25 protein-coding genes are annotated in these 23,683 nt (G+C 71.0%); 5 read left to right on the top strand and 20 right to left on the bottom strand.

Features of this window, described 5'->3' with window-relative positions:
- Nucleotides 1–46: 46 nt before the first annotated feature.
- From lspA to PHZ_RS17465, 13 genes are all read right to left on the bottom strand, one after another.
- The gene (lspA, locus tag PHZ_RS17525) at nucleotides 47–538 is read right to left on the bottom strand and encodes a signal peptidase II (RefSeq protein ID WP_012523709.1); all 492 of its coding nucleotides are present in this window, start codon (nucleotides 536–538) and stop codon (nucleotides 47–49) included.
- A complete protein-coding gene (ileS, locus tag PHZ_RS17520) occupies nucleotides 535–3,459 on the bottom strand; it encodes an isoleucine--tRNA ligase (protein ID WP_012523708.1) in 2,925 nt (974 codons plus the stop codon). The genes lspA and ileS overlap by 4 nt, the downstream gene beginning before the upstream one ends.
- A gap of 174 nt (nucleotides 3,460–3,633) precedes the next feature.
- Nucleotides 3,634–4,581 (bottom strand): bifunctional riboflavin kinase/FAD synthetase, encoded by a 948-nt coding sequence (locus PHZ_RS17515; RefSeq protein ID WP_012523707.1) that lies wholly within the window; start codon nucleotides 4,579–4,581, stop codon nucleotides 3,634–3,636.
- Nucleotides 4,578–5,000: a MaoC family dehydratase gene (locus PHZ_RS17510; protein WP_012523706.1), complete on the bottom strand. Its 423-nt coding sequence runs from the start codon at nucleotides 4,998–5,000 to the stop codon at nucleotides 4,578–4,580. Before PHZ_RS17510 ends, PHZ_RS17515 begins: the two co-directional genes overlap by 4 nt.
- A 28-nt stretch (nucleotides 5,001–5,028) precedes the next feature.
- Nucleotides 5,029–5,916, bottom strand: coding sequence for a TIGR01459 family HAD-type hydrolase (locus PHZ_RS17505; protein ID WP_012523705.1), 888 nt, complete (start codon nucleotides 5,914–5,916; stop codon nucleotides 5,029–5,031).
- Between the two features lie 46 nt (nucleotides 5,917–5,962).
- Nucleotides 5,963–7,225, bottom strand: coding sequence for a flagella assembly cyclic-di-GMP phosphodiesterase TipF (gene tipF, locus PHZ_RS17500; protein ID WP_012523704.1), 1,263 nt, complete (start codon nucleotides 7,223–7,225; stop codon nucleotides 5,963–5,965).
- A gap of 94 nt (nucleotides 7,226–7,319) precedes the next feature.
- Nucleotides 7,320–7,736 (bottom strand): DoxX family protein, encoded by a 417-nt coding sequence (locus PHZ_RS17495; protein WP_012523703.1) that lies wholly within the window; start codon nucleotides 7,734–7,736, stop codon nucleotides 7,320–7,322.
- A 67-nt stretch (nucleotides 7,737–7,803) separates the two neighbouring features.
- Nucleotides 7,804–8,226: a VOC family protein gene (locus tag PHZ_RS17490; protein ID WP_012523702.1), complete on the bottom strand. Its 423-nt coding sequence runs from the start codon at nucleotides 8,224–8,226 to the stop codon at nucleotides 7,804–7,806.
- A gap of 77 nt (nucleotides 8,227–8,303) precedes the next feature.
- Nucleotides 8,304–9,566, bottom strand: coding sequence for an RNA polymerase sigma factor (locus PHZ_RS17485; RefSeq protein WP_012523701.1), 1,263 nt, complete (start codon nucleotides 9,564–9,566; stop codon nucleotides 8,304–8,306).
- Between the two features lie 3 nt (nucleotides 9,567–9,569).
- Nucleotides 9,570–9,962, bottom strand: coding sequence for a YciI family protein (locus PHZ_RS17480; RefSeq protein WP_012523700.1), 393 nt, complete (start codon nucleotides 9,960–9,962; stop codon nucleotides 9,570–9,572).
- Nucleotides 9,963–10,029: 67 nt separating this feature from the next.
- The gene (locus tag PHZ_RS17475; protein WP_012523699.1) at nucleotides 10,030–10,908 is read right to left on the bottom strand and encodes a 3-hydroxybutyryl-CoA dehydrogenase; all 879 of its coding nucleotides are present in this window, start codon (nucleotides 10,906–10,908) and stop codon (nucleotides 10,030–10,032) included.
- A gap of 242 nt (nucleotides 10,909–11,150) precedes the next feature.
- On the bottom strand, nucleotides 11,151–12,095 hold the full coding sequence (locus PHZ_RS17470) for an electron transfer flavoprotein subunit alpha/FixB family protein (RefSeq protein WP_012523698.1): 945 nt from the start codon (nucleotides 12,093–12,095) through the stop codon (nucleotides 11,151–11,153).
- Nucleotides 12,095–12,844, bottom strand: coding sequence for an electron transfer flavoprotein subunit beta/FixA family protein (locus PHZ_RS17465; RefSeq protein ID WP_012523697.1), 750 nt, complete (start codon nucleotides 12,842–12,844; stop codon nucleotides 12,095–12,097). Before PHZ_RS17465 ends, PHZ_RS17470 begins: the two co-directional genes overlap by 1 nt.
- 158 nt (nucleotides 12,845–13,002) lie before the next feature.
- Here PHZ_RS17465 and PHZ_RS17460 point away from each other — a divergent pair, with 158 nt between their 5' ends.
- The gene (locus PHZ_RS17460) at nucleotides 13,003–13,290 is read left to right on the top strand and encodes a hypothetical protein (RefSeq protein ID WP_049758315.1); all 288 of its coding nucleotides are present in this window, start codon (nucleotides 13,003–13,005) and stop codon (nucleotides 13,288–13,290) included.
- Here PHZ_RS17460 and PHZ_RS17455 read toward each other — a convergent pair.
- Nucleotides 13,287–13,862: a cob(I)yrinic acid a,c-diamide adenosyltransferase gene (locus PHZ_RS17455; protein ID WP_012523696.1), complete on the bottom strand. Its 576-nt coding sequence runs from the start codon at nucleotides 13,860–13,862 to the stop codon at nucleotides 13,287–13,289. The two genes, PHZ_RS17460 and PHZ_RS17455, sit on opposite strands and share 4 nt — an antisense overlap.
- 8 nt (nucleotides 13,863–13,870) lie before the next feature.
- Nucleotides 13,871–14,074 carry a twin transmembrane helix small protein gene (locus tag PHZ_RS17450; RefSeq protein WP_012523695.1) on the bottom strand — a complete coding sequence of 68 codons (204 nt, stop codon included), beginning with the start codon at nucleotides 14,072–14,074 and terminating at the stop codon, nucleotides 13,871–13,873.
- 320 nt (nucleotides 14,075–14,394) lie between these two features.
- Here PHZ_RS17450 and PHZ_RS17445 point away from each other — a divergent pair, with 320 nt between their 5' ends.
- Nucleotides 14,395–15,045 (top strand): TetR/AcrR family transcriptional regulator, encoded by a 651-nt coding sequence (locus PHZ_RS17445; RefSeq protein WP_012523694.1) that lies wholly within the window; start codon nucleotides 14,395–14,397, stop codon nucleotides 15,043–15,045.
- Nucleotides 15,046–15,066: 21 nt separating this feature from the next.
- Nucleotides 15,067–15,702 (top strand): TetR/AcrR family transcriptional regulator, encoded by a 636-nt coding sequence (locus PHZ_RS17440; RefSeq protein ID WP_012523693.1) that lies wholly within the window; start codon nucleotides 15,067–15,069, stop codon nucleotides 15,700–15,702.
- 49 nt (nucleotides 15,703–15,751) lie between these two features.
- Here PHZ_RS17440 and PHZ_RS17435 read toward each other — a convergent pair whose 3' ends face one another.
- The gene (locus tag PHZ_RS17435; RefSeq protein ID WP_012523692.1) at nucleotides 15,752–17,398 is read right to left on the bottom strand and encodes an acyl-CoA dehydrogenase family protein; all 1,647 of its coding nucleotides are present in this window, start codon (nucleotides 17,396–17,398) and stop codon (nucleotides 15,752–15,754) included.
- 67 nt (nucleotides 17,399–17,465) lie between these two features.
- Between PHZ_RS17435 and PHZ_RS17430 the strand changes: the two genes are divergently transcribed.
- Nucleotides 17,466–18,095 (top strand): glutathione S-transferase family protein, encoded by a 630-nt coding sequence (locus PHZ_RS17430; protein WP_041373671.1) that lies wholly within the window; start codon nucleotides 17,466–17,468, stop codon nucleotides 18,093–18,095.
- Here the strand turns inward: PHZ_RS17430 and PHZ_RS17425 are convergent.
- Nucleotides 18,092–18,886 carry an alpha/beta fold hydrolase gene (locus PHZ_RS17425; protein ID WP_041373670.1) on the bottom strand — a complete coding sequence of 265 codons (795 nt, stop codon included), beginning with the start codon at nucleotides 18,884–18,886 and terminating at the stop codon, nucleotides 18,092–18,094. The two genes, PHZ_RS17430 and PHZ_RS17425, sit on opposite strands and share 4 nt — an antisense overlap.
- A gap of 60 nt (nucleotides 18,887–18,946) precedes the next feature.
- Entirely contained in the window at nucleotides 18,947–19,852 is a 906-nt protein-coding gene (locus tag PHZ_RS17420) for a D-alanyl-D-alanine carboxypeptidase family protein (RefSeq protein WP_148216905.1), read from the bottom strand.
- Between the two features lie 44 nt (nucleotides 19,853–19,896).
- Here PHZ_RS17420 and PHZ_RS17415 point away from each other — a divergent pair, with 44 nt between their 5' ends.
- The gene (locus PHZ_RS17415; RefSeq protein ID WP_012523688.1) at nucleotides 19,897–20,973 is read left to right on the top strand and encodes a L,D-transpeptidase family protein; all 1,077 of its coding nucleotides are present in this window, start codon (nucleotides 19,897–19,899) and stop codon (nucleotides 20,971–20,973) included.
- Here the strand turns inward: PHZ_RS17415 and PHZ_RS17410 are convergent.
- Both PHZ_RS17410 and PHZ_RS17405 read right to left on the bottom strand, forming a co-directional pair.
- The gene (locus tag PHZ_RS17410) at nucleotides 20,970–22,058 is read right to left on the bottom strand and encodes an aromatic ring-hydroxylating oxygenase subunit alpha (protein WP_012523687.1); all 1,089 of its coding nucleotides are present in this window, start codon (nucleotides 22,056–22,058) and stop codon (nucleotides 20,970–20,972) included. The two genes, PHZ_RS17415 and PHZ_RS17410, sit on opposite strands and share 4 nt — an antisense overlap.
- 17 nt (nucleotides 22,059–22,075) lie before the next feature.
- On the bottom strand, nucleotides 22,076–23,680 hold the full coding sequence (locus PHZ_RS17405; RefSeq protein ID WP_012523686.1) for an alpha-glucosidase family protein: 1,605 nt from the start codon (nucleotides 23,678–23,680) through the stop codon (nucleotides 22,076–22,078).
- Nucleotides 23,681–23,683 lie beyond the last annotated feature (3 nt).

Genomic DNA, 23,683 nt, shown 5'->3' with positions numbered 1-23,683 from the left:
CTCGGACGGAAGGGAATAAACCAAACGGGCCGGTCCGCCAACGGCGTCAGGCCGCCGGGCGCGCCGCTGGGCGTTCCGGTCGCATGCTGTCGAGCAGCAGCAGGATCACGCCGATGGTGATGCCGCTGTCGGCGATGTTGAAGATCCACGGGAAGAAGCCGAGGCGCTGGACGTCGATGAAGTCGACCACCGCGCCGAACCGGGCCCGGTCGATGGCGTTGCCGATCGCCCCGCCGATGACGAGGCCAAGGCCCGCGGCCGGCAGCAGCCGGTCGGTCTTGCGCGCCCAGAGCGCCAGCAGGACGCCCACCAGGATCGAGAAGACCACGAAGCCCCAGCGCACCAGGTCCGAGCCGGCCTGGAAGAGGCCGAAGCTGACCCCGTTGTTCCAGATCCGCGTGAACTGCAGCGGCCAGACGACCTCGTGCGGCACCCGCTCGGGCAGGGGCAGGATCAGCGCCTTGGTGATCTGGTCGACCACCAGCACGACCGCGGCGATGGCGTAGGCGGTCCAGCCCTGACGCGTGACGGCGCTCATGCGGTCACCTTTCCGTGGGCGGCGTCCCAGGCGGCGACGGCGTCGGCGTCGCGCAGCGACAGGTCCGGATAGCGGGGGTCCTGGCCCACCTCGGGCAGGATGCGCCACGAGCGGGCGCACTTGCGGCCCTCGGCCTTCAGCGGCTCGACGGCCACGCCGGGAACCTCGGGCAGGCGGAAGGCGCCGGCGGGGCCGTCGCCGGCGACCAGCGTGGCCTGGCTGGTGCGGAACACCTCGGCCGGATCCAGCCCCTCGAAGGCTGCCAGCAGGTCGGCGTCGGCGACGTGAACCCGCGGCGCGGCCTCGAGCGCGGCGCCCAGCCGCTTCTCGCGCCGCTCGACCTCCAGGGCGCCGGTGACGACGGACGTCGCCTTCTGCACCTTGGCCCAGCGGGCGGCCTCGGCGTCGTCGCGCCATTCGGCCGGCGTGTCGGGGATCACCCGCAGGCAGTTCGAGCCGGCGTCCGGATAGCGGGTGAGCCAGGCCTCCTCCATGGTGAAGGGGATCAGCGGGCTGAGCCAGGCGGTGATGCGCTCGAACACCGCGTCCATCACCGTGCGCGCCGCACGGCGGCGGAGGGCGTCGGGCCGGTCGCAGTAGAGGCTGTCGCGGCGCACGTCGAAGAACAGCGCCGACAGGTCCTCCTGGCAGAAGTCCAGCACCGGGCGGATCACGTCCTGGAAGGCGTAGGCCTCGTAGGCGGCGCGCACCTGGCCGTCGAGCTCCCACAGCCGGTGCAGGATGAACCGTTCCAGCGGCGGCATCTCGGCCAGTTCCACCGCCTCGTCGGGCGCGTAGTCGGCCAAGGCCCCCAGCATGTAGCGGACGGTGTTGCGCAGCTTGCGGTAGGCGTCGGAGGTGGTCTGCAGGATGGTCTTCCCGATCCGGCAGTCGTCGGAATAATCGATCATCGCGGTCCAGAGGCGGATGATCTCGGCCCCGCTCTCGCCGATCACCCGCTCGGGATCGACGACGTTGCCCTTGGACTTCGACATCTTCTCCCCGTGCTCGTCCATGACGAAGCCGTGGGTGAGGATGCTGTCGTAGGGCGCGCGGCCGCGCGTGCCCGAGCTTTCCAGCAGGCTCGACTGGAACCAGCCGCGGTGCTGGTCGGAACCCTCCAGGTAGAGGTCGGCAGGCCAGCGGGTGTTGGCGCGGTTCTCCAGGGTGAAGGCGTGGGTCGAGCCGGAATCGAACCAGACGTCGAGGATGTCCTCGACCTTCTCGTAGCGGTCGGGATCGTGGCTCCCAAGGAAGTCCGTGGCGGGCCGGTTGAACCAGGCGTCGGCGCCCTCGGCCCGGATCGCCTCGATGATCCGGCGGTCCACCTCGGGATCGTGCAGCGGCTGACCGGTCTCCTTGTCGACGAACATGGCCAGCGGCGCGCCCCAGGCCCGCTGACGGCTGATCAGCCAGTCGGGCCGGCTCTCCACCATCGAGCGGATCCGGTTCTTGCCCTGGGGCGGATAGAAGGTGGTCGCCTCGATGGCCTCCAGCGCCGTCTCGCGCAGGGTGCGGTCGCCCAGCGCCTCGGTGTCCACCGGCTCGTCCATGCGGATGAACCACTGGGGCGTGTTGCGGAAGATCACCGGCGCCTTCGAGCGCCACGAGTGCGGATAGGAATGCTCCAGCCGGCCGCGGGCGAGCAGCCGGCCCGCCTCGATCAGCTTGCCGATGACCGCATCGTTGGCCGGCCCGAATTTGCCCGCCTTCTTGCCCTCGGTCTCCAGCACCTTCAGGCCGCCGAACAGCGCCACGTGCGGATAGTAGGCGCCGTCGGGATCGACGGTGTCGGGGATCTCGCGGTGCCCGTGGGCAAGCCAGACCTGGTAGTCGTCGGCGCCGTGGCCCGGCGCGGTGTGGACGAAGCCGGTGCCGGCGTCGTCGGTCACGTGGTCGCCGGCGAGCAGCGGCACGCCGAAGCCGTAGTGACTGTCGAGGCCCGCGAGCGGGTGCTCGCATTCCATGCCCTGGCAGTCCACCGCCTCGACCTTGCGGTGCCTGGCGACCTTGGCCGCGGCCATCACGTCGGCCACGAGCTTGTCGGCGACGATCAGCCGGTCGCCGGGCTTTGCCCACGGCTCGAACGCCAGGCCCTCCTCCATCGCCTCGACCTCGTAGACCGAGTAGGCGACGTCGGGGTTGTAGCTGATCGCCCGGTTGGCCGGGATGGTCCAGGGCGTGGTCGTCCAGATCACCACCGAGGCGCCGCGCGCCGCGTCCGAGCCTTCGGTCACCGGGAACTTCACCCAGATCGTGGGGCTGACATGGTCGTGGTACTCGACCTCGGCGTCGGCCAGGGCGGTTCGCTCCACCGGGCTCCACATCACCGGCTTGGAGCCGCGGTACAGCTGGCCCGAGGCGACGAACTTGTGGAACTCGGCCACGATCGCCGCCTCGCTGGCGAAGTCCATGGTCGCGTAGCGGTTCTCCCAGTCGCCGATCACGCCCAGGCGCTTGAAGCCCTCGCGCTGCACGTCGATCCAGTGGGCGGCGTACTCGCGGCAGCGCTGGCGGAACTCGGCTTTGGAGACCTCGTCCTTGCGGCGGCCCTTGGCGCGCAGCTCCTCCTCGATCTTCCATTCGATCGGCAGGCCGTGGCAGTCCCAGCCGGGCACGAAGTCGACGTCGTAGCCCAGCAGGAAGCGCGAGCGGACGACGAAGTCCTTCAGGGTCTTCTGCAGGGCGTGGCCGATGTGGATCGCCCCGTTGGCGTAGGGCGGGCCGTCGTGCAGCACGAACAGCGGCGCGCCCGCGCGGCGGCGCTCGGCGCGCATGGCGTGGTAGAGGTCGGCCTCGCTCCAGCGGGCCAGGATCTGCGGCTCCTTCTGCGGCAGTCCGGCGCGCATGGGGAACGGCGTCTCCGGGAGGAAGACGGTCTCGCGGTAATCGCGCGAAGGCTTTTCGGCGTCGTCGGCCATAACTCTATCCAGCAGGTTCGGGTCGTTTGAGGTGCGGGGAAATCCCGGCGCGCGCTGGAACGAGCTCGTCCGGCGGCGTCACGCCGGGCGGATAATTCGCAGGCTCGTCCGACCCGAGGTCATGGGGCGAGGCTCTAACAGAGAGAGGGCCCGAACCCAAGCGCGGGCTTGTCGTCAGAAGTCCGGCATCAGGAGGGCGCGGGCGGCCTTGGCGTCGGCCATCACCTGCCGGGTCATGACCTCCAGGCTCGGGAACTTCTCCTCGGGCCGCAGGAAGGTGATCAGGTCGGTCTCGATGACCTGGTCGTAGAGGTCCTCGTCGAAGTCGAACAGCCACACCTCCAGCAGCGGCCGGGTGATCCCGTCGACCGTGGGGTTGATCCCGATGTTGGCCACGCCCGGCACCTCGCGGCCGTCGGGCAGGCGCGTGCGGGTGGCGTAGACCCCGAACCTGGGAGTCACATAGTCGTCGAGCGCCACGTTGGCGGTTGGGAAACCCAGCTTGCGGCCGAGCTGGCGGCCGCGTTGCACCGGGCCCTCGATGGCGAAGGGGCGGCCCAGGATCTCGGCGGCGATCTCGGGCCGGCCGTCGCGCAGGGCGTCCCGCACGTCGGTGGACGAGAACTTGCGGCCGTCGCCGTCGCCCACCGGGTCGGCCACCGAGACGCCGAAGCCCATCTCCTCGCCATAGACCCGCATGGTGGCCGGGCTGCCGGTGCGGCCCTTGCCGAACGAGTTGTCGAAGCCCACGGCGACATGGCGCGCGCCGATCCCCCGGTGCAGCACCTGCTCGGCGAACTCGCGGTCGGTCATGCCGGCCACCTCGGCGTCCATCGGCAGGACGTAGAGCATGTCCACGCCCAGCGCCTCGAGCGCGCGGGCCTGCTGGTCGGGCTTCATCAGCCGGAACGCCGGCTCGTCGGGCCGGAAGTAGACGCGCGGATGCGGATCGAACGTGATGACGCCCAGCGGCGCCTTCAGGGCGCCGGCCGCCTTGGCCGCCAGGGCGATCACCTGCTGGTGGCCGCGGTGGACGCCGTCGAACGAGCCCATGGCTACGGCCGCGCCGCGGTCGGCCGGCGGCAGGGTCTTCCAGCCGCGTATGACCCGGATGCGCTTCATGCGGGGCGGCGCGGAGCCATCGCCAGGGCCTCCCCGTCCACCACGGCCTTGCCGCCGACCTCGCAAACGGTCTCCAGGGTCACGTGGCCGCGCCGCTCGTCCAGGGCCTTCACCGTCACCCGCGCGGTGACGGCGTCGCCGATGCGCACCGGCCGGCGGAAGCGCAGCGACTGGTTCAGGTAGATGGCCCCGGGGCCCGGCAGCTTCGTCCCCAGCACGGCCGAGATGTAGGCGCCCGACAGCATGCCGTGGGCGATCCGCTCGCCGAAGCTGGTCGTCTTGGCGTATTCGGCGTCCAGGTGGACCGGGTTCTCGTCGCCCGAGACGGCGGCGAAGGCCTGGATGTCGGCCTCGCCCACCACGCGGGTCATCTCGGCGCTCTGGCCGACGCTCAGGTCTTCGAAATAGAGGCCCTGCACAGATGCCCTCCTGCGGCTGTCCCGGTTCTTACCAGACGAGGTCGGCCATGGCCCAGGCGGCCGCCAGCCCTTCGATCGCCAGCAGGTGCTCGACGACCGAGGCGTCCAGCCGCCCGTCGCGGACCGTCTCCTTGCCGTGGATGCCGTTGGCGATGAACAGCACGTCCAGGGCCTGGGCGTTCGCGCCGCGGATGTCGGTGCCGAGGCCGTCGCCGATGCAGAGCACCCGCGCGCGGTCCACGGGCCGGCCGAGGTGGGCGGCGGCCTTCGCGAGGGCCAGGTCGTAGATCGCCTGGTGCGGCTTGCCCGCCATGTGGACGCGGCCTTCCAGCGCCTCGTAGAGCTGGGCCAGCGCCCCGCCGCAGTAGATCAGCCGGTCGCCCCGTTGGACGACGATGTCGGGGTTGGCGCAGATCATCTCCAGGCCCCCCGCCACCGCCGCCCGGAAGCGCTCGCGGTAGTCCTCCGGAGTCTCGGTCTCGTCGTCGAACGGCCCTGTGCAGGCGATGTAGCGCGCCTGCTCCAGCTCGGTGAACGACAGGCCCAGGCCCTCGTAGAGCGGCCAGTCTCGGTCGGGGCCCAGCTTCCAGAACGGACCGGGCGCGCGCTCAGCCAGCAGCGTCCGGGTGGCGTCGCCCGATGTGACCACCTCGCTGAAGGCCTCCGGACCGACGCCGAAGCCGGCGAGCTGTTCGATCACCGGCGGGTTCGGCCGCGGGGCGTTCGAGATCAGCACGACCGGACCCCGCTCGGCCTTGAAGCGGGCGAGCGCCCGGCAGGCCTCCGGGAAGGCTTCCCGGCCGTTGTGGATCACGCCCCACACGTCGCACAGCAGCACGTCGTAACGCTCGGCGATCGCGGAGAGGCCTTCGGCCAGCACGGGTGGCGGAAGGGGGCCGGGAGAAGGGGAAGTCATGGGCGGCGGCGGTATCGGTCCCCCGCGCCCGCGTCAACGACGGAAGCTAGCCGAAGGCCGCCCGGCGCTGGACCTGGGGGAACGGCCGGACCACCGACGGCGGGGCGCCGGCCTCGGCCAGCACCTGGTCCTTGATGGCGCGCGGCTCGCCGAACAGGTGCCCCTGGCCGAAGCCGATGTCGAGCTCGAGGATGTCCACGACCTGGCGCTCGCTCTCGACCTTCTCGGCGATCAGTTCGATTCCGTAGCGCCGGGTGAGCTGGGCGAAGTCCTCGGCGGCGAGGTCGGGCAGCGACTTCAGCACGAGGCGGCCGTCGATCTCGGTGAGTTCGTCGAGCAGGCCCTGGGCGCCGATCTTCACGAACTTCACGTCGGCCCGGGTCAGGTCCTGCAGGTCGAGGTCGAGGTCGGTGACCTTGTCGAGGCTGAAGCGGAAGCCCAGCTCGGCCAGCTTGCCCATGTTGCGGGCCTCGACCGAGCCGCGGGCGTCGAAGGCGGTCTGCCCGATCTCGAAGATCAGCGCGCCCGCCAGGTCGCGGTTGGCCGACAGCAGGTCCAGGAACTGCGGGAAGAACGTCTCGTCGGCGAGGCTGGCCATCGAGATGTTGCAGAAGATGCCGATGCGGCGGTCCTGCTTGGCCAGGCGCCGCACGATCTGCACGCAGCGGAACAGCAGCAGGTTGTCGATGGCCGTCACCAGGCCCGCCGGCTCGGCCACGGACAGGTATTCGGCCGGCATGATCACCCGGCCGGTGGCATCGCGCAGGCGCGAGAAGCTCTCGTAGAAGACCGTCTTGCGCTGGGGCAGGGCGACGACGGGCTGGAGGTAGAGATCCACGCGGTTCTCGGCCAGGGCCTCGCGGACCACCTCGAACAGGCCGGCCGACCGGCGGGGCTCGGCGGCGCCGCGGACCGGCGCCGTCAGGGCGATCTCGCCCTGCTCGTCGAGGCGCTGCTGCATGCGGGCCACCAGGGACTCCAGCATGTGGACCTCGTCCGACAGCTCCTCCGAGCGGTGCTGGTCCACCTCGACCGACTGGGCCACCTGGCTGAGGCGGGCGTCGAGGCGCTCGACCTGGTCCAGCAGGATCTTGTGGGCCTCGCGGACGGCGTCGATCTCGCCCTTGATCTGGCCCGACTCCAGCGCCCGCGCGATCAGCCCGTGGAAGGCGAAGCAGAGGCCGAGGCCACCGACCAGGGCGGCCACGCCCGCGCCCCATCCGCCGCCGTTCCTCCACAGGGTGAGGGCGACGATCAGCGAGAGGCAGAGATAGGTCGCGCACAGAAGCGCTAGCGTGAGCCGCCGCATGGGTCCGCCATCCGAATCACCCAGGAGTATCCGACGCGGAATCCCGGGAAGTCGAATGGATTAACGCCGCGCCCCGCCTGCCTCCCGGGCGCCCTCAGCGGCGCACGGGGAACAGCTCGCGCAGCTTCGGGTCGCGCAGCCACAGGCCGCCCCAGGCGAAGACCGCCAGATAGGGGCCGAACAGCATGTGCGTGAACAGGGGATCTCCGGCCAGGAGATGCACCGCGCAGGTCCCGCCGAACAGGGCCGTGAACAGCACCGCGCCCAGCACCGACGTGCGGGGATAGAGATAGAGCCCGAGCAGGATCGCCTCCATCACCCCGATCGCGAAGCCGCTGCCGGGCGGCAGGCCGAGCTGGGCGCCAGTCACCTCCACGATCGGCAAGCGCGCCAGCTTGATGCCGACATCGAAGAGCATGAAGGCGGTGAAGAGGCCGGTCAGCGTCCATCCGGCGATGGGGCGGGCGCGGCCGGCGGGGACCGTCGCCGACGGGTGGGTGATCTCGGTCATGGCTATGTTCCAGGAAGGCTGAAGGGTGGCCCGCGGCCGGGGGAGGACGGCCGCGGGCTGCGGGCGCTCAGCGGTCGGGCTGGTCCATCGACCACGAGACGCCGAAGGGGTCGCGGACCTCGGCGTAGAAGTCGCCCCAGAACATCTTCTGCACCGGCTGCACCACCTCGCAGCCGGCGTCCACGGCGCGCCTGAACCAGGCCTCGATGTCGTCCACCGGCAGCATGAGGCTGAACGCCTGCGGCTTGACGGGACTGAAGCCGTGCTCGGGGTAGAAGTCGCTCAGCATCACCGAGCTGCCGTTCACATAGAGATGGACGTGCATGCTGCGGCCTTGCTCGTCCGGCGGCATCTGGGCGGCCACGGTGGCGCCGAACGCCTTCTGGTAGAACTCGGCCGCCCGGACGGCGCCCTCCACGTTCAGATAGGCGACCACGCCGCCCTTGACCTCGACGGCGGCGGGAACTTGGGCTTCCAGGGTCTCCGACATCGGACGTCTCCTTTGCTGTCCTGCCCCGAGGACGAACGAGAGCACGCCGGTCCGACACCGGCTCGCACAAATCGATGTCAGCGGGCCGGCGTGGCGGCTTCTGCAGGGGCGTGGTCGGCGGCCAGGCGGTCCAGGTGCTGGCGGATGTGGGCCGCCTCGGCCGGCGTGTTGGCCAGGGCGATGGCCCGGTCGAAGGCGACCCGCGCCTCGGCGTTGCGCCCCAGCTCCAGCAGGAGCGCGCCCTTCAGGCCGTGGAAGTGGAAATAGCCCGACAGGCGGTCGGCCAGCGGCTCGATCATGGCGAGCGCCGCCTCGGGGCCTTCGACCTTGCTGACCGCCACCGCGCGGTTCAGCGTCACCACCGGCGAGGGCTGCAGCCGCTCCAGGGTGGCGTAGAGGCGGTCGATCTGCCCCCAGTCGGTCTCGGCCGGCGTCTCAGCCCGGGCGTGCAGGGCGGCGATCGCCGCCTGCACCTGGTAGACGCCGGGCCGGCGGTGGCGCATGGCCTTGTCGATCAGCGCCAGGCCCTCGGCGATCAGCTTGCCGTCCCACAGCGCGCGGTCCTGGTCGTCCAGCAGGATGATCGAGCCGTCCTCGGCGAACCGGGCGCTCGTCCGTGCGTGCTGCAGCAGCATCAGCGCCAGGAGGCCCATGATCTCGGGCTCGGTCTGGAACAGCCGCAGCAGCAGGCGGCCCAGCCGGATCGCTTCCTCGGCCAGGGGGGCCTTGGGGCCGCCGACCGAGTAGCCCTCGTTGAAGACCAGATAGACCATGGCCGCCACCGCCGCCACGCGCTCGGCGCGCTCGACCGGTCCGGGGGTCTCGAAGGACGTTCCGGCCTGGGCGATGCGGGCCTTGGCGCGGGTGATCCGCTGCTCCATGGCCGCCTCCGAGACCAGGAAGGCGCGGGCGATCTGCCTCACCGACAGGCCCGAGACGATCCGCAGGGCCAGCGCGATCTGCTGGGTGGCCGGCAGGTCCGGGTGGCAGCAGATGAACAGGAGTCGCAGGACGTCGTCGCGGTAGTCCGAGCCGTCGATCTGCTCGACCGTGCGGGCCTCGGCGTCGTCGAGGTCGGACAGCGCCTCCTCCGACGGCAGGGCGGTCATCCGCGCCTGCCGGCGCACTCCGTCCAGGGCGGCGTTGCGGCCGACCATGATCAGCCAGGCGGCCGGATCGCGCGGCGGGCCGTTCTTGGGCCAGTTCTTCAGCGCGCGAAGGCAGGCGTCCTGGAACGCCTCCTCGGCCGTATCCAGGTCCCGGAAGTAGCGCAGGAGGGCGCCCACGGCCTGGGGCCGGGCCGCCGCGATCGCGCCGTTGATCCAGGCCAGGTCGGTCATGGCCTAGGCGCTCGTCTCCAGGGCCGCGGCGTCCTCGAAGACGCCCGGCAGGAACAGGCGGATCGGGCGGATCTCGTACGAGCCGCCGGGGTTGGCCTCGCCGAGGTCGCGGGCGACCTCCAGCGCCTCGTCCAAGTCCTTGCAGTCGATCACGTAGAAGCCCAGCAGCTGCTCCTTCGTCTCGGCGAAGGGGCCGTCGATCACCAGCGGCGGATCGCTCTTGCGCAGGGTGGTGGCGGCCGTCGTCGGCAGCAACCGGAGCGAGGGGCCCATCTTGCCCGCCTTGCGCAGGCGTTCGTGGACCACGTCCAGGCGGGCCATGACGGCGTCGTCCTGCTCCTTCGTCCAGGAGAAGACCACGTCCTCGTCGTTGTAGCAGAGCAGCGCGTACAGCATGGGTTCGACCTCGTCCGATCCTCAGGACGGACGAGCATGCCGCAAGCCGACGCCGTCGGCGAAAATTTTAGCGCGTGGGGACGGGCTTCTCGCCGCGGTAGTCGTAGAAGCCGCGGCCGGTCTTGCGGCCCAGCCACCCCGCCTCGACGTACTTCACCAGCAGCGGGCAGGGGCGGTACTTGGAGTCCGCCAGGCCCTCGTACAGCACGTTCATGATCGACAGCACGGTGTCGAGGCCGATGAAGTCGCCGAGCTCCAGCGGGCCCATCGGGTGGTTGGCGCCCAGCTTCATGGCCGTGTCGATGGCGTCGACGGTGCCCACGCCCTCGTAGAGGGTGTAGATCGCCTCGTTGATCATCGGCACCAGGATGCGGTTGACGATGAAGGCCGGGAAGTCCTCGGCGTTCGAGGTGGTCTTGCCCAGCGACTTGGCGAAGTTGACGGCCGTCTCATAGGTCTCGGCGTCGGTGGCGATGCCGCGGATGATCTCCACCAGCTTCATCAGCGGCACCGGGTTCATGAAGTGCAGGCCGATGAACCGCTCGGGCCGGTCCGTCGTGGACGCGAGCCGGGTGATCGAGATCGAGGAGGTGTTGGAGGCCAGGATCGTCTGGGGCGAGAGGTGCGGGGAGAGCGCCTTGAAGATGGTCTTCTTGACGTCCTCGTCCTCGGTGGCGGCCTCGATGGCGAGGTCGGCGCCGCCGATCGACTGAAGCTCGGGGGCGGGCTTGATCCGCCCCATCGCCGCTTCCATGACCGCGGGCTCGATCAGGCCGCGCGACACCTGGCGGGTCATGTTCTTCTCGATGGTCGCGACGCCCTGCTGGATGCGTTCGCCGCTGACGTCGTGCAGCAGGACGTCATAGCCGCCCAGGGCGCAGACGTGCGCGATGCCCGAACCCATCTGACCGGCGCCGATGACGCCGACCGACTTGATCTGAACCATACCGCCTAAGCCTCGATAACCGGCGCTGGCACGCGCGCCCGATCTATGTGACGGCTTTCTAACATGGCCGGAGCGCAGTGCGGCAAGGTATTTGCTGCGCCGCAGCACCGCTTGGGCGAGGCGTATCGCCCCGTCTGCGAGAGCGTCTCGGTCGCCTCAACTCCAGCGTGTCGGCGGGCGCAAAGAAAAAGGGCGGCCCGCGAGAGCCGCCCTTTCAACTGAAGTCAGATGGCCGGAGCCGTCTACTTGCCGACCTTGGACAGCTCGTCCATCAGCTCGGGGACGGCGGCCTTGTAGTCGGCCACCAGGCCGTAGTCGGCGACCTGGAAGATCGGGGCGTCGGGATCCTTGTTGATCGCGACGATCACCTTGGAGTCCTTCATGCCGGCCAGGTGCTGGATGGCGCCCGAGATGCCGACGGCGACGTACAGTTCCGGGGCCACGACCTTGCCGGTCTGGCCGACCTGGTAGTCGTTCGGCGCGTAGCCGGCGTCCACCGCGGCCCGGCTGGCGCCGACCGCCGCGCCCAGCTTGTCCGCCAGCGGCTCGATGACCCGCTGGAACTCCTCGGCCGAGCCCATGGCGCGGCCGCCCGAGACGACGATCTTGGCGCCCGAGAGCTCGGGACGCGCCGACTTGACGATCTCCTGGCCGACGAAGCGCGCCTTCGCGGGCGCGGCCGGGGCGGCGATCGTCTCGACCTGGGCCGAGCCGCCTTCGCCGGCGGCCTTGAAGACCGTCGGGCGGACCGTGATCACCTTCTTGGCGTCGGACGACTGCACCGTCTCCAGCGCGTTGCCGGCGTAGATCGGGCGCACGAAGGTGTTGGCGTCGACGACCTCGACCACGTCCGAGATCTGGGCCACGTCCAGCTTGGCGGCGATGCGCGGGCTGATGTTCTTGCCCTGCGAGGTCGCCGGGGTCAGCACGGCGTCGTAGTTCGCGGCGAGCGGCACCACCAGCGCCTCAAAGGCCTCGGCCAGGCCCTGGCCCAGCTCGGCGCTCTCGGCGGCCAGCACCTTGCGTACGCCGGCGATCTTGGCGGCCTCGGCGGCGATCGCCGCGGCGTTCGTGCCCCCCACCAGCACGTCGACGTCGCCCGACAGCTTCTGGGCCGCGGTGACGGTCTTGTGGGTGGAATCCTTCAGGCTCTGGTTGTCGTGATCGGCGATGACGAGAACGGCCATTAGAGGACCCCCGCTTCGTTCTTCAGCTTCATGACCAGGTCGGCGGCGGTCTCGACCTTGACCCCGCCCGCGCGCTTCGGCGGCTCGGTGACCTTCACCACCTTCAGGTGCGGCGCGGTGTCGACGCCCAGCGAGCCCAGCTCCTTGACGTCGAGGGGCTTCTTCTTCGCCTTCATGATGTTCGGAAGGGAGGCGTAGCGCGGCTCGTTCAGGCGCAGGTCGGCCGTGACGATCGCCGGCAGGTCGACCTCGATGGTCTGCAGGCCGCCGTCGACCTCGCGGGTCACCTTGGCCTTGCCGCCCGACACCTCGACGGCGCTGGCGAAGGTCGCCTGCGGCCAGTCGAGCAGGGCCGCCAGCATCTGGCCGGTGGCGTTGTTGTCGCCGTCGATGGCCTGCTTGCCCATGACCACCAGCTCAGGGCTCTCCTCGGCCACGATGGCCTTCAGCACCTTGGCCACGGCCAGGGGCTCGAGGTCCTGGTCGGTCTGGACGAGGATGGCGCGGTCGGCGCCCATCGCCAGGGCCGTGCGCAGGGTCTCCTGCGCCTGGGTCGGGCCGACGGAGATGGCGACCACCTCGGTGGCGGCGCCCTTTTCCTTCAGCCGGACAGCCTCTTCCACGGCAATCTCGCAGAAGGGGTTCATGGACATCTTAACGTTCGCGAGGTCGACGCCCGTCTGGTCGGCTTTAACCCGAGCCTTGACGTTGTAGTCGATCACCCGCTTGACCGGGACCAACACCTTCATGGGTCGCTAGCGCCTCAAATTTGCATTGCGAAAAAATGGGACGCCCGGGGCAATAAAGGTTCCGGCGCGCTTTGCAAACCCGCGGCCTTCGCAGGCGCCGCAATTCGGCCCGCGCGAGGCGCTAGCCAGGAGGCCGCCAACTCTCCTAGAAGTGATCCATGAACCCGACGATCGAGCGGCTCAAACTGATCTTCCTCGGCGTGTTCGCCCTCCTGGTGGTGGGCGTCGCCGTCTGGACCTTCGGTTGGGCCATTCCCGAGAAGAACTGCAAGGAAGCCCGCAAGTGGTGGGATCCCGGCCAGCGCGTCTGCGCCCAGCCGGTGCTGATCTCCGACATCACCGGGCGCACGATCCAGGACAAGCAGGCCGAGGCCGAGGCCCGCGCCGCGATCGGCCGCCCGGCTCCGGCTCCGGCTCCGGCTCCTGCGCCGCAGCAGCAGCCCTAGCGGGTCGCCCCGGACTTCCAGAAGACCTCCGAGCGGCCCAGGTCGTTGGCCGCGCGCGCGGCCACGAACAGCAGGTCCGACAGGCGGTTCAGGTAGCGCAGCGCCGCGGGGCTGACCGTCTCCCCCGCCTCCACCAGCCGCACGGCCTCGCGCTCGGCCCGGCGGCAGACGGTGCGCGCCAGGTGCAGGGCGGCGGCCGCCGGCGTCCCGGCCGGCAGGATGAAGGACTGCAGGGGCGGCAGCCGGTCGTTCAGGGCGTCGATCTCGGCCTCCAGCCGCTCCACCTGGCGATCGGAGACCCGCAGCACCGCGCCCTCGGCCTCGTCCGGCCTGGGCGGCGTGGCGAGGTCGGCCCCCAGGTCGAACAGCTCGTTCTGCAGACGCGCCAGCAGGGTGTCGAGCTCTGGGTCTGCGGCGGTGTGGACCCGGGCCATCCCGAGGCAGGCGTTCGTCTCGTCCACGGCGCCGTAGGCCTCCACGCGCGCGGCGGCCTTGCTCACGGGCTCCCCGGTGGCGAGCCGGGTCGTCCCCTGGTCGCCGGTGCGGGTGTAGATGCGGTTCAGCGTGACCATGCCGGATCTCAGGACTGGGTGCGCCACCAGACCGCGGCGACCAGCACCGCGATCGCCACCGCCTGCAGGACCACCCGCAGGCGCATCAGCTTGTTCGAGTACGAGCGCCCGAAATCGCCGCCGCGGAACAGCGCGTAGATGCCCAGCGCGAGCACGAGGCCGACGGCGACGAGCGCGGCGGGGATCAGGATGTCGAAGAGGTCCATGTCCATAATCTAGGCGCGTACCGCCGCGGCGGCCATCGGCAAACCCCAATGTCGGGTTCGACCTTGACATTTTGGTCGTTGATCATGTTCAACGAGCGTCGCTCCAAGCCGAACGTCGAGATTCGGCGCTGCTTCAACACCTGATTGTATTAGGGACCGAGTACGTTCGCGCGATGGCCGACAGGCCCTTGCGCAACGCCGCGAAGATCGCCACCTTGGCGCTTGAGTAACAGGTTATTTGAACGCGTTCATCGACGCTTGCTCGGCAGGCGGCGGTGCAAATAAGAGCAACCCACCCGATCCTCCCCGATCAGACCACGAGAACGATGAAGCACATCTCCCCCACCCAGGTCGCAGCCGAATCCCCGGTCCGCGCTCCCACCCGCCGCGCCCTCGCCAAGCAGCAGACCCGTCAGAAGGTGCTGGCCGCCGCCCGCCGGCTGTTCGCCGAGCAGGGCTACGAAGGCGCCACCATCCGCGACATCGCGGCCGCCGCCGGGATGTCGACCGGCGCCGTGTTCGCCAACTTCACCGACAAGTCCGACCTGTTCCGCGAGATCATGACCGCGGACTGCGAGGCGCTGCTCGACGCCATGCGCGAGGCCGCCGGCAAGGCGCGCAACGTCGAGGAGGCCCTGCTGAAGGTCTTCATGGCGGGCTACGGCTTCTACAAGAGCCGCCTGCCGCTCGCCCGGGCCGCCTTCGGCGTGTCGTGGAGCCCCGACGGCGGCCCGACGCTGCGCGGCCTGGGTCCCGTCCAGGGCATGAGCGAGCTGTTCGCCGAGCAGCTCAACCTGGCGGTCGAGCGCGGCGAGCTGCGGCAGGAGGCCGAGGTGAAGCTGCGCAGCCAGATGCTGTTCGACGCCTATCTGTCGAACTACGTTCAGGCGATCTTCGAAGGCTGGAGCCTCGAGGCGCTGCAGGCTCGGGCGCGGGATCAGATCCGCATCCTGCTGGCCGGCGCCCGCCGCGGCTAGGCCTTTAGACCTGGGGGGGTCATGAAGGCAGACGCCGACAACGGCTCGGAACGGACGCCCGCTCGGCGGTCGCAGAAGGAGGCGACCCGCCAGCGGGTGCTTGCGGCTGCGCGCGAGCTGTTCGACACCCACGGCTACCAGGGCACCACGATCCGCGAGATCGCGCGGCACGCCGGGGTGGCCGTGGGCAGCGTCTTCACAACCTTCGCATCGAAGGGCGAGATCCTTTCCGAGGTGATGCAGAGCCGGCTGGACCGGCTCTACGGCGAGCTCGACCGCGTGATGCCGCACCTGCGCGGCTCGACGGCGGACCGGCTGCGGACCATGTTCGCCATCCACTTCAACTTCGAGGCGCCGAACGTGCGCCTGTTCCTCTCCCACATCGCTGCGGCCTACGACTGGACCCTTCCGCCGACGGCGCGGCCCTATGGGCGCACCCCACGGCTGCAGGAGATCATCCTGGAATGCCTGGACAAGGGCGTGCACCAGGGCGACGTGCGTCCCGAGGCGCGGCTGCAGGACATCGTGGACCTGCTGATGTCCGCCTATGCCTGGACCTACCGGCTGGTGGTCACCGAGGGTGCGGACGCCAAGCGCCTGACCGAGGTGATGGACCGGCAGATCGGCCTCATCGCCGAGGGCTTCCAGCCCCGCTGACCGGGCTCCGCCGGCGCCCTCAGTTCGCGCCTTCGAGCAGGCGCGCGCCTTAGTTGGCGCCTTCGAGCAGGCGCCGGGCGATCACCTGCGCCTGGATCTCGCCGGCGCCCTCGAAGATGTTGAGGATGCGGGCGTCCGCCAGGACGCGGCTCACCGGCTGCTCGACGGCGAACCCGGTCCCCCCATGGATCTGCACGGCGTTGTCGGCCGCCGCCCAGGCGATGCGCGCCGCCGTCAGCTTGGCCATGCCGGCCTCCAGGTCGCACCGGCGGCCGGCGTCCTTGGCCTCGGCCGCGAACCAGGCGAGCCTACGGGCCCCGAGGATCTCGGCCGCCATCATCGCGAGCTTGTCGGCCACCCGCGGGAAGGCGGCCAGGGGCTGGCCGAACTGGCGCCGTTGCAGGGCGTAGTCGAGCGCCAGGTCCAGGGCGTTCTGCGCCACGCCGATGGCCCGCGCGGCGGTCTGGATGCGGGCGCTCTCGAAGGTCGCCATCAGCTGGATGAAGCCCTGGCCCTCGCGGCCGCCCAGCAGGTTGGCGTGCGGGACCTCGAAGCCTTCGAAGGCCAGTTCGTACTCCTTCATCCCGCGATAGCCGATGACCGGGATCTCGCCCCCGCCCATGCCGGGCGCCGGGAAGGGATCGGCGCTCGTCCCGCGCGGCTTCCCGGCCAGGAACATGGACAGGCCCCGGTGGTCGCGGCTGGCCGGATCGGTCCGCACCAGCAGGGTCATCAGGTCGGCGCGGGCCGCGTGGGTTATCCAGGTCTTGGCCCCCCAGACCTTCCACACATCGCCGTCCCGTTCGGCGCGCGTACGCAGCGAGCCCAGGTCCGAGCCCGCCTCGGGCTCGGTGAACACCGCCGTCGGGATGACTGCGCCCGAGGCGATGCCGGGCAGGAAGCGCTGCTTCTGCTCGTCCGTGCCGTGGGCGACGATCAGCTCGGCCGCGATCTCGGAGCGGGTGCCCAGAGAGCCGGTCCCGATCCAGCCGCGGGACAGAGCCTCGGAGACGACGCACATGGCCACCTTGCCGAGTCCCGAACCGCCGTAGGCCTCGGGCGCGGTGAGGCCGAACACGCCGAGGGCGCCCAGCTCCTCGATCAGCGGCAGCGGGATCAGCTCGTCGCGCAGGTGCCAGCCGTGCGCGAAGGGGGTGATCTTCTCGGCGGCGAAGGCGGTGAACTGGTCGCGGATCGCCTCCAGCGTCTCGTCGAGGCCGCTCGCCTCCAGCGAGGGGCGGCCGCGGGCCTGGTCCAGCAGCTCGACGATCCGCAGCCGTACCGCCGGCGCGGCGCCGGGCCGGAGGGCGGCGATCACCGGCTCGAGCCGGGCGGCCGAGACCTCCAGCGTCGCGGGCCGGAACATCTCGCCCTGGTTCATCGGCAGGCCGCCGGCGAGCTGGCTGAGGTACTCGTGCGCCAGAAGCTGCGCCGGCAGGGCCTCGGCCTCGCCGAACCGGCCCTGGGCCTCCAGCGCGTGGGCCCAGGCGGCCGTCTGGCGCAGGGTCTCGGCGTAGGCCGCGGCCCAGGCCAGGCCGTGGGCTGCATGCTGCTCGGCGTCGAGGGCGGCGCGGTCGGGCCGGCCGTCGGGACTCACCCGCCGGGCCACGGCCGCCTGCAGGTCGGCGGTCAGCGCCGCGGCCGCCGCGGCGGCGCGGTCCAGGAGGTCGATCAGATCGGGCAGGACAAGACTCATGGCCCGACTATAGGTGGCGCCGTGGCGCAGGGTCAGCCAAGCTCCCGTCCTGCGAAAAGGAACTCCGATGATCGTCGTCCATCACCTCAACGACTCCCGCTCCCAGCGCGTCCTCTGGCTGCTCGAGGAACTGGGCGCGCCGTACGAGATCCGGCGCTACGAACGCGACGCCGTCACCCGCCTTGCTCCGCCCGAGCTGAAGGCCGTCCATCCCCTCGGCAAGTCGCCGGTGATCACCGACGACGGCCGGACGGTGCACGAGTCCGGCGCGATCATCGACTACCTGATCCGGCGCCATGGAGGCGGGCGGCTGGCCCCGGCGGCGGGATCCGACGCCTACGAGATCTACAGCCAGTGGATGCACTACGCCGAAGGGTCGGCCATGCTGCCGCTGATGCTGCAGCTCTACGTGGGCCGGCTGGGCGAGGCGGGCGCGCCGCTGCAGCCGCGCATCGACAGCGAGATCGCCAACCACGTCGGCTACATCGACCAGGCGCTGGCCGGCCGCGACTGGCTGCTGGGCGCCGAGCTGACCGGGGCCGACATCCAGCTCAGCTTCGTGGGCGAGGTCGCGGGCGTGTTCGGCCGGCTGGCCGCGTTCCCGAACGTCGCCGCCTGGGTCGAGCGGTTCCAGGCCCGCCCGGCCTACAGGACGGCGCTGGAGAAGGGCGGCGCCTACAGCTTCGCCCGCGGCTAGAACCGGCCCTCGAAGGGATCGTCCAAGAGGCCGTCCAGGAAATCGAACACCGCGGCCTTGGTGAGCGCGTGCGGGATGGCCGAGAAGTGGTCGCAGCCGGCCACGGTCACCGACCGGCCGTCCGCGAAGGCGCGCGCCAGCTCTTCCGGGTCGCCCGCGAGGTGGTCTCGCTGGCCCGCGACCACCAGCACCGGCATCGGCAGGGCGGCGAGCGATTCCCGCGCCGGCGGCGGGTTCGGCGCCTCGCTGAAGGCGGCCAGCGCCTGCCGGTCCTCGCCCTGCTCGTCGGCGAAGTGGCGGAAGCTGCGCAGCAGCGGATCGGCGATGGAGTCGGGATCGTCGGCCAGCATCGCCCCGACCAGCGCCTCGGCGCGTGCGGGATCCGAGGGCTCGAACATCCGCCCGCCGACGCCGCCCAGGATCAGGTTCGAGAACCGGTCGGGCGCGGACAGGGCCATGGCGATCGCCGTCCGCGTCCCCATGGAATAGCCGATCAGGTCGCAGCGGCCGACGCCCAGGACGTCCAGCAGCTCGAGCATGGCGTGGGCCATGTGGGCCCGCTCGTAGGCGGCCGGGTCGTGCGGCTTGCCGCTCTCGCCGTGGCCGGGGTGGTCGATGCCGATGACCCGCATGCCCCGCCGCTCGAAGGCGCCGTACCAGCCCGTCCGCCGCCAGCCCTCGGCGCGGTTGGAGGCGAAGCCGTGCAGCAGGACGACCGTCCGCCCCGGCTCTCCCGGCGGCATGATGTCGTCATAGGCGAGGCTCGCGCCGCCAATGGTCAAGCTCGGCATGGGCGGGACCCTAAGGGCGCAACCGGCACGTGCGCAATACACGGGATGGCCCTGGACGCCTCACGGCCGCTCGCCCGTCCATTCCCAGTGCCAGGGCTCGAAGGGATAGTTCACGAAGCCGTAGCGGTGGGCGTTGGCCAGCATCCAGCGGTAGGTCGCGGTGCGGGTCATGAAGAGCCGGTTCGGATCGGCGCTGGAGTCGGGCGGAAAGCCCGGCGCCTGGCCCACGTAGAGATCGAGGGCCAGGCCCGTGCGATGGGGCGAGCAGCGGGCGCGGGCGATGCCGTCGCAATTGCCCTCGGCCGCGCACCGCGCCGCGTCGGCGGCCGGCGAGCGGTAGCCGGAGAAGATCGTCAGGTTGCGGGGATCGGCGGCGATCTCGGGGACCTCGGCGCGGGCCGCGGCGACCATCCGGCGATAGGCCGAAAGGGCGCCCGGGCGCAGGTGGATCAGCTTGCCGCCGTAGCCTTCCTCGGGGCGCGCCGCGGCGATCACCTCCGGCGTGTCCGGACATATCCCTTCCGCCGACAGCTGGACGACCGGCCGGCGGCTCTGCACCGCGTTCTTCAGGAGCTGGAAGTCGGCCTCGCCCACCACCCCGTCGGCCGGCAGGCGCTGCTCGTCCTGCCAGGCGGCGAAGGCGGCGGCGAACCCCTCGGAGTCCGGCGGGCAGGCGGTGCCGATCTCGCGCTGGAGGAGCGGGGCGTAGGTCTCCCATCCGACCTCGGTGCGGCCGAACGGCGCCCAGGCCCGGTCCGTCAGGGTCTGCGCGTTCCGCCGGGCGGCCGAACTCCAGCCCGGCCGGGCGCAGCCGGCCTCCGCGGTTGGCGGCGGCGGCGCGGTCCCTGGCGCGGGGCCCGCCTTCTCCAGGGGCGTGCAGCTGGTCACCCGCAGCGCCAGGAGCAGCAGCAGGACGAGGCACGCGGCGAGCGCGCCCAGGAACCGCAGGACGTCTGAGACCTTCACAATCACGCCGCCCACAAACGCGCGGCGCAGTGCAGAGGTCCAGCATGAACTCGGTGAAGGCGGCTTTCCTGGCGGGCGCGGCGGCCCTGGCGCTCTCGGCGTGCAGCGACGGCGGCGGCCAGGAGCAGGCCCAGGCGCCGGCCCAACCCCCGGCGCCCGCGGCGCCGCAGATCGTCGCGTCCTCCTCGCCGCTCGCCCAGGCGATCGACCGAGCCGCCTTCTCGGCCCAGCCCCTGCCGCCGGACGCCCACCGCGCCATGCTGATCCGCGCCCAGGTGCTGCTGTCGCGCGCCCACTTCTCGCCGGGGGTGATCGACGGCGCCGACGGCGAGAACCTGATGAACGCCGTGGCCGCCTTCGAGCGGGCCCGGGGCCTGCCAGAGGACGGCCGCCTCGACGCCGAGGTCTGGGCGCTGCTGGTCCGCGACACCCGGCCGGTGGTGACCGACTACGTCATCACCGAGGCGGACGTGGCGGGGCCGTTCACCGAGGAAATCCCCAGCGACTACGAGGAGATGGCCGAACTGGACGCGCTCGGCTTCACGAGCCCGCGCGAGGCGCTCGCCGAGAAATTCCACATGGACGAGAGCCTGCTGGCCGCGCTCAACCCGGGCGCCGACTTCTCGGTCGCGGGGACGCGGATCGTCGTCGCCGCGCCGGGGCCCGAGACCCTGCCCGCGCCGGTGACGCTGGTGGAGGTGGACAAGAGCCGGAACCAGGTCCGCGCCTACGGCGCCGACGGGGCGCTGCTGGCGTCCTATCCCGCTACGGTGGGCTCGTCCGACATGCCGACGCCGGACGGGGAGTGGGCGGTGAACCTCGTCGCCTACGATCCGCACTGGAACTATGACCCCGACAAGCTGAACTTCGGCGACAAGTCGGCCGGCAAGCTCGACATCAAGCCGGGGCCCAACAACCCCGTGGGCGCCGTCTGGATCGACCTGACGAAGGAGACCTACGGCATCCACGGCGCCCCCGAGCCGCGGCTCGTCGGCAAGACCGCCAGCCATGGCTGCGTGCGCCTGACCAACTGGGACGCCCGCCAGCTGGGCGGGGCGGTGAAGAAGGGCACGCGCGTGGTGTTCACCGGCTCGGAACGCCCGGCGAAGGCGAAGATCTAGCTCCGCCAGCGCAGGATCGCCGGCTCGACGGGATTGCGGAACGGCCGCCCCTCGCCGCGGCTGGCCGCCCATTCCCGCTTGAGCTGCTGGTACCACTTGGCCTGGCGGTCGGCGTCGTCGATCCACAGCAGGGTGGGGTCGTAGCGCAGGCCCTCGTTCTGCAGGTCGACCATGTGCGCGTCCTGGCGCAGGAAGGCCCGGGCGCCGGCGGCGATGAAGGGCTTCAGCAGCACGAAGGCCGGATGGTCGGACCAGACGATCTGGGTGATCCGCGTCCGGCGCGCGTCGACGGGGGTCAGGCAGGTCAGCGACAGCACCTGCCGCTTGCCGACCGTCACGTGCTCCCAGCGCAGGCCCGGCAGACGGAAGGTGATCTCGGTCAGCGGCTGGCCGCCCAGGATGGCATAGGCGCGGCTGTTCTTGGACGGCTCGTGGCGGACCATGGCGAAGCCGGCCTCGCGCGGCTCGAACCGCTTGGCCTTCTCGTGCTGGCTCTTGGCCGAACGCCACCACCACTGCTGGTGCACGTAGGGGCCGTGCGCCGGGTCCATGAGGCCCACGACCGCGTGGTCGATGTGGGCGTCGAACACCATCCGGTCGACCAGCTTGGGCGGCCCCCCCACAACTCCGGGGAAGACCGGCGGCGGCTGGTCGGGCTCGCTTGCGGCGTCGCGGCCGATCCAGACGAACACCAGCCCCTGGCTCTCGGCCACCGGATACCGGCGCACGCGGATGCGGCCGATGTCCATGGCCTGGTCGGCGGTCAGCGAGGGGATAGCCGTGCAGCCGCCGTCGGCGCCGAACTTCCAGCCGTGATAGGGGCACTCCACCGCCTCGCCCTGGCCGTCGCGGACGATGCGTCCCGCCGACAGCGGCGCCGCCCGATGGGGGCAGATGTCGCGCAGGGCGAAGAGCTGGCCCGACGGGCCGCGGCCCAGCATCACCGGCTCGCCCAGGATTTCGTATCGCGCCGGCCGGCCCGGCTTCAGGTCGGACGAGAGCGCGGCGAAGTACCAGATGTCGGTCAGGAACCCCTGGCCGAACTTCACACCCTTGCGCGCGATCGTGGCTTCACCCTCGGCCATGGCGGGCTTTTAGCCGCTTAAGCGAGTCTGAGGAACGCCGCCGCGTGGGGCGACAGCCCGATGGAGCCGCCGCGCAGGTCGGCGTCGCCCGCGCGAACCGGCAGGAGCTGGGCGCCCGCCAGCTGCGGCGCGTCGAGGAAACGCGGCTCGGCGCTGAAGTTGAACAGGCAGGCGATCCGCTCGCCGGCATGCTCGCGCACGAACGCCAGCACCGGCTCGGCCAGGTCGAGGAAAGTCAGTTCGCCGAGGCGCAGGGCGGCCGAGTCCTTCTTGAAGGCGATCATCCGGCGGGCGAAGGCCAGGGTGGAGTCGGGGTCCTTCTCCTGCTCGGCGACGGTCAGGCCGCGGTGCTCGGCGGCGGGCGGCAGCCAGGGCGTTCCGGTCGTGAAGCCGAGCGTCTCGCCCGGCTGCCAGGGCATCGGCGTGCGGCAGCCGTCCCGCCCGCCGTCGTAGGGCCAGTAAAGGTCGCCGACGGGATCGCGCAGTTGGTCGCGGGTCAGCGTCGCCTGCGGCAGGCCCAGCTCCTCGCCCTGGTAGACCAGGGTCGTGCCCTTCAAGGCGACCAGCAGGGCGAACAGCATCCGGGCGAGATCGGGCGTGTCGGCCCCGCCGCCGAACCGGCTGACCGTGCGCGGCACGTCGTGGTTGGAGAAGCTGATCGTCGGCCAGTGCAGCGGGTAATCCGAGAGCGTGCGGTAGTGCTCGCGCACGAAGCCGGGGTCGAGCTTGCGGGCCAGCAGCATCACGAAGGTGTAGCCGCTGTGCAGCCCGTCCTCGTGGCTGCAATAGGCGCCGCAGCGAGCCTCCTCCTCCGAGAACTCGCCGAAGACGAAGCGGTCTTCGCCATGCGCCTCGACGCGGCGGCGGATGGCGTCCAGCACCTCGATGTTCTCGGGCAGGTTGGAATCGTGGAGGTGCCGCTGCAGGTTGCCCGCGTGGCTCCAGTGGAGGCGCGTGCGCTCGTCCACCGGGACCGGCGGATTGTCGGTCAGATCGGCGTCGTGGAGGTAGGTCCCGGCGACGTCCAGGCGGAAGCCGTCCACCCCCTTCTCCAGCCAGAAGTCCAGCACCGAGAGAGCCGCTTCCCGGGCCGCGGGGTTGCGCCAGTTCAGCTTGGGCTGCTGGCGCAGAAACTTGTGGTGGTAGTGCTGCCGGCGCTTGGGCTGGTAGGCCCAGGCCGGCCCGCCGAACACCGACAGCCAGTTGTTCGGGGCGGTCCCGTCGGGCTTCGGGTCGGCCCAGACATACCAGTCGGCCTTGGGTCCGGTCGGACCGCCGGTCAGGCTCTCCACGAACCAGGGATGCTCGTCCGAGGTATGGCTCAGCACCTCGTCCAGCACGACCTTCAGGCCCCGCCGGTGGGCGGCGTCCAGCAGGCGCCGGAAGTCCTCCGGGCGGCCGTAGTCGGCCTGCACGCCCTCGAAATCGGCGATGTCGTAGCCCCAGTCGCGGTTCGGCGAGGGGTGGATCGGCGACAGCCAGATCCCGTCCACCCCGAGGCTTGCGATGTAGTCGAGCTTGGCCTGGACGCCGGGCAGGTCGCCGTGCCCGTCGCCGTCGCTGTCATAGAAGCTGCGGACGTAGACGTGGTAGAGGACCGCGCCCTTCCACCACGGCGTCATGAC

This window comes from Phenylobacterium zucineum HLK1, assembly GCF_000017265.1.
Taxonomy (GTDB): Bacteria; Pseudomonadota; Alphaproteobacteria; order Caulobacterales; family Caulobacteraceae; genus Phenylobacterium; species Phenylobacterium zucineum.
The sequence above is the reverse complement of the archived record's forward strand: the minus strand, read 5'-3'. Positions and strand labels throughout refer to the sequence as shown.

Excerpts from the sequence above, each read along its gene's own strand:
- PHZ_RS17435 (WP_012523692.1), bottom strand. The coding sequence starts at position 17,398 with ATGAGTCTTGTCCTGCCCGATCTGATCGACCTCCTGGACCGCGCCGCC.
- PHZ_RS17460 (WP_049758315.1), top strand. The coding sequence starts at position 13,003 with ATGAACCCGACGATCGAGCGGCTCAAACTGATCTTCCTCGGCGTGTTC.
- PHZ_RS17515 (WP_012523707.1), bottom strand. The coding sequence starts at position 4,581 with ATGAAGCGCATCCGGGTCATACGCGGCTGGAAGACCCTGCCGCCGGCC.
- PHZ_RS17450 (WP_012523695.1), bottom strand. The coding sequence starts at position 14,074 with ATGGACATGGACCTCTTCGACATCCTGATCCCCGCCGCGCTCGTCGCC.
- PHZ_RS17470 (WP_012523698.1), bottom strand. The coding sequence starts at position 12,095 with ATGGCCGTTCTCGTCATCGCCGATCACGACAACCAGAGCCTGAAGGAT.
- PHZ_RS17415 (WP_012523688.1), top strand. The coding sequence starts at position 19,897 with ATGAACTCGGTGAAGGCGGCTTTCCTGGCGGGCGCGGCGGCCCTGGCG.
- PHZ_RS17410 (WP_012523687.1), bottom strand. The coding sequence starts at position 22,058 with ATGGCCGAGGGTGAAGCCACGATCGCGCGCAAGGGTGTGAAGTTCGGC.
- lspA (WP_012523709.1), bottom strand. The coding sequence starts at position 538 with ATGAGCGCCGTCACGCGTCAGGGCTGGACCGCCTACGCCATCGCCGCG.
- PHZ_RS17440 (WP_012523693.1), top strand. The coding sequence starts at position 15,067 with ATGAAGGCAGACGCCGACAACGGCTCGGAACGGACGCCCGCTCGGCGG.
- PHZ_RS17480 (WP_012523700.1), bottom strand. The coding sequence starts at position 9,962 with ATGCTGTACGCGCTGCTCTGCTACAACGACGAGGACGTGGTCTTCTCC.
- PHZ_RS17465 (WP_012523697.1), bottom strand. The coding sequence starts at position 12,844 with ATGAAGGTGTTGGTCCCGGTCAAGCGGGTGATCGACTACAACGTCAAG.
- PHZ_RS17490 (WP_012523702.1), bottom strand. The coding sequence starts at position 8,226 with ATGTCGGAGACCCTGGAAGCCCAAGTTCCCGCCGCCGTCGAGGTCAAG.
- PHZ_RS17505 (WP_012523705.1), bottom strand. The coding sequence starts at position 5,916 with ATGACTTCCCCTTCTCCCGGCCCCCTTCCGCCACCCGTGCTGGCCGAA.
- PHZ_RS17495 (WP_012523703.1), bottom strand. The coding sequence starts at position 7,736 with ATGACCGAGATCACCCACCCGTCGGCGACGGTCCCCGCCGGCCGCGCC.
- PHZ_RS17425 (WP_041373670.1), bottom strand. The coding sequence starts at position 18,886 with ATGCCGAGCTTGACCATTGGCGGCGCGAGCCTCGCCTATGACGACATC.
- PHZ_RS17430 (WP_041373671.1), top strand. The coding sequence starts at position 17,466 with ATGATCGTCGTCCATCACCTCAACGACTCCCGCTCCCAGCGCGTCCTC.
- PHZ_RS17485 (WP_012523701.1), bottom strand. The coding sequence starts at position 9,566 with ATGACCGACCTGGCCTGGATCAACGGCGCGATCGCGGCGGCCCGGCCC.
- PHZ_RS17455 (WP_012523696.1), bottom strand. The coding sequence starts at position 13,862 with ATGGTCACGCTGAACCGCATCTACACCCGCACCGGCGACCAGGGGACG.
- PHZ_RS17405 (WP_012523686.1), bottom strand. The coding sequence starts at position 23,680 with ATGACGCCGTGGTGGAAGGGCGCGGTCCTCTACCACGTCTACGTCCGC.
- PHZ_RS17445 (WP_012523694.1), top strand. The coding sequence starts at position 14,395 with ATGAAGCACATCTCCCCCACCCAGGTCGCAGCCGAATCCCCGGTCCGC.
- ileS (WP_012523708.1), bottom strand. The coding sequence starts at position 3,459 with ATGGCCGACGACGCCGAAAAGCCTTCGCGCGATTACCGCGAGACCGTC.
- PHZ_RS17475 (WP_012523699.1), bottom strand. The coding sequence starts at position 10,908 with ATGGTTCAGATCAAGTCGGTCGGCGTCATCGGCGCCGGTCAGATGGGT.
- tipF (WP_012523704.1), bottom strand. The coding sequence starts at position 7,225 with ATGCGGCGGCTCACGCTAGCGCTTCTGTGCGCGACCTATCTCTGCCTC.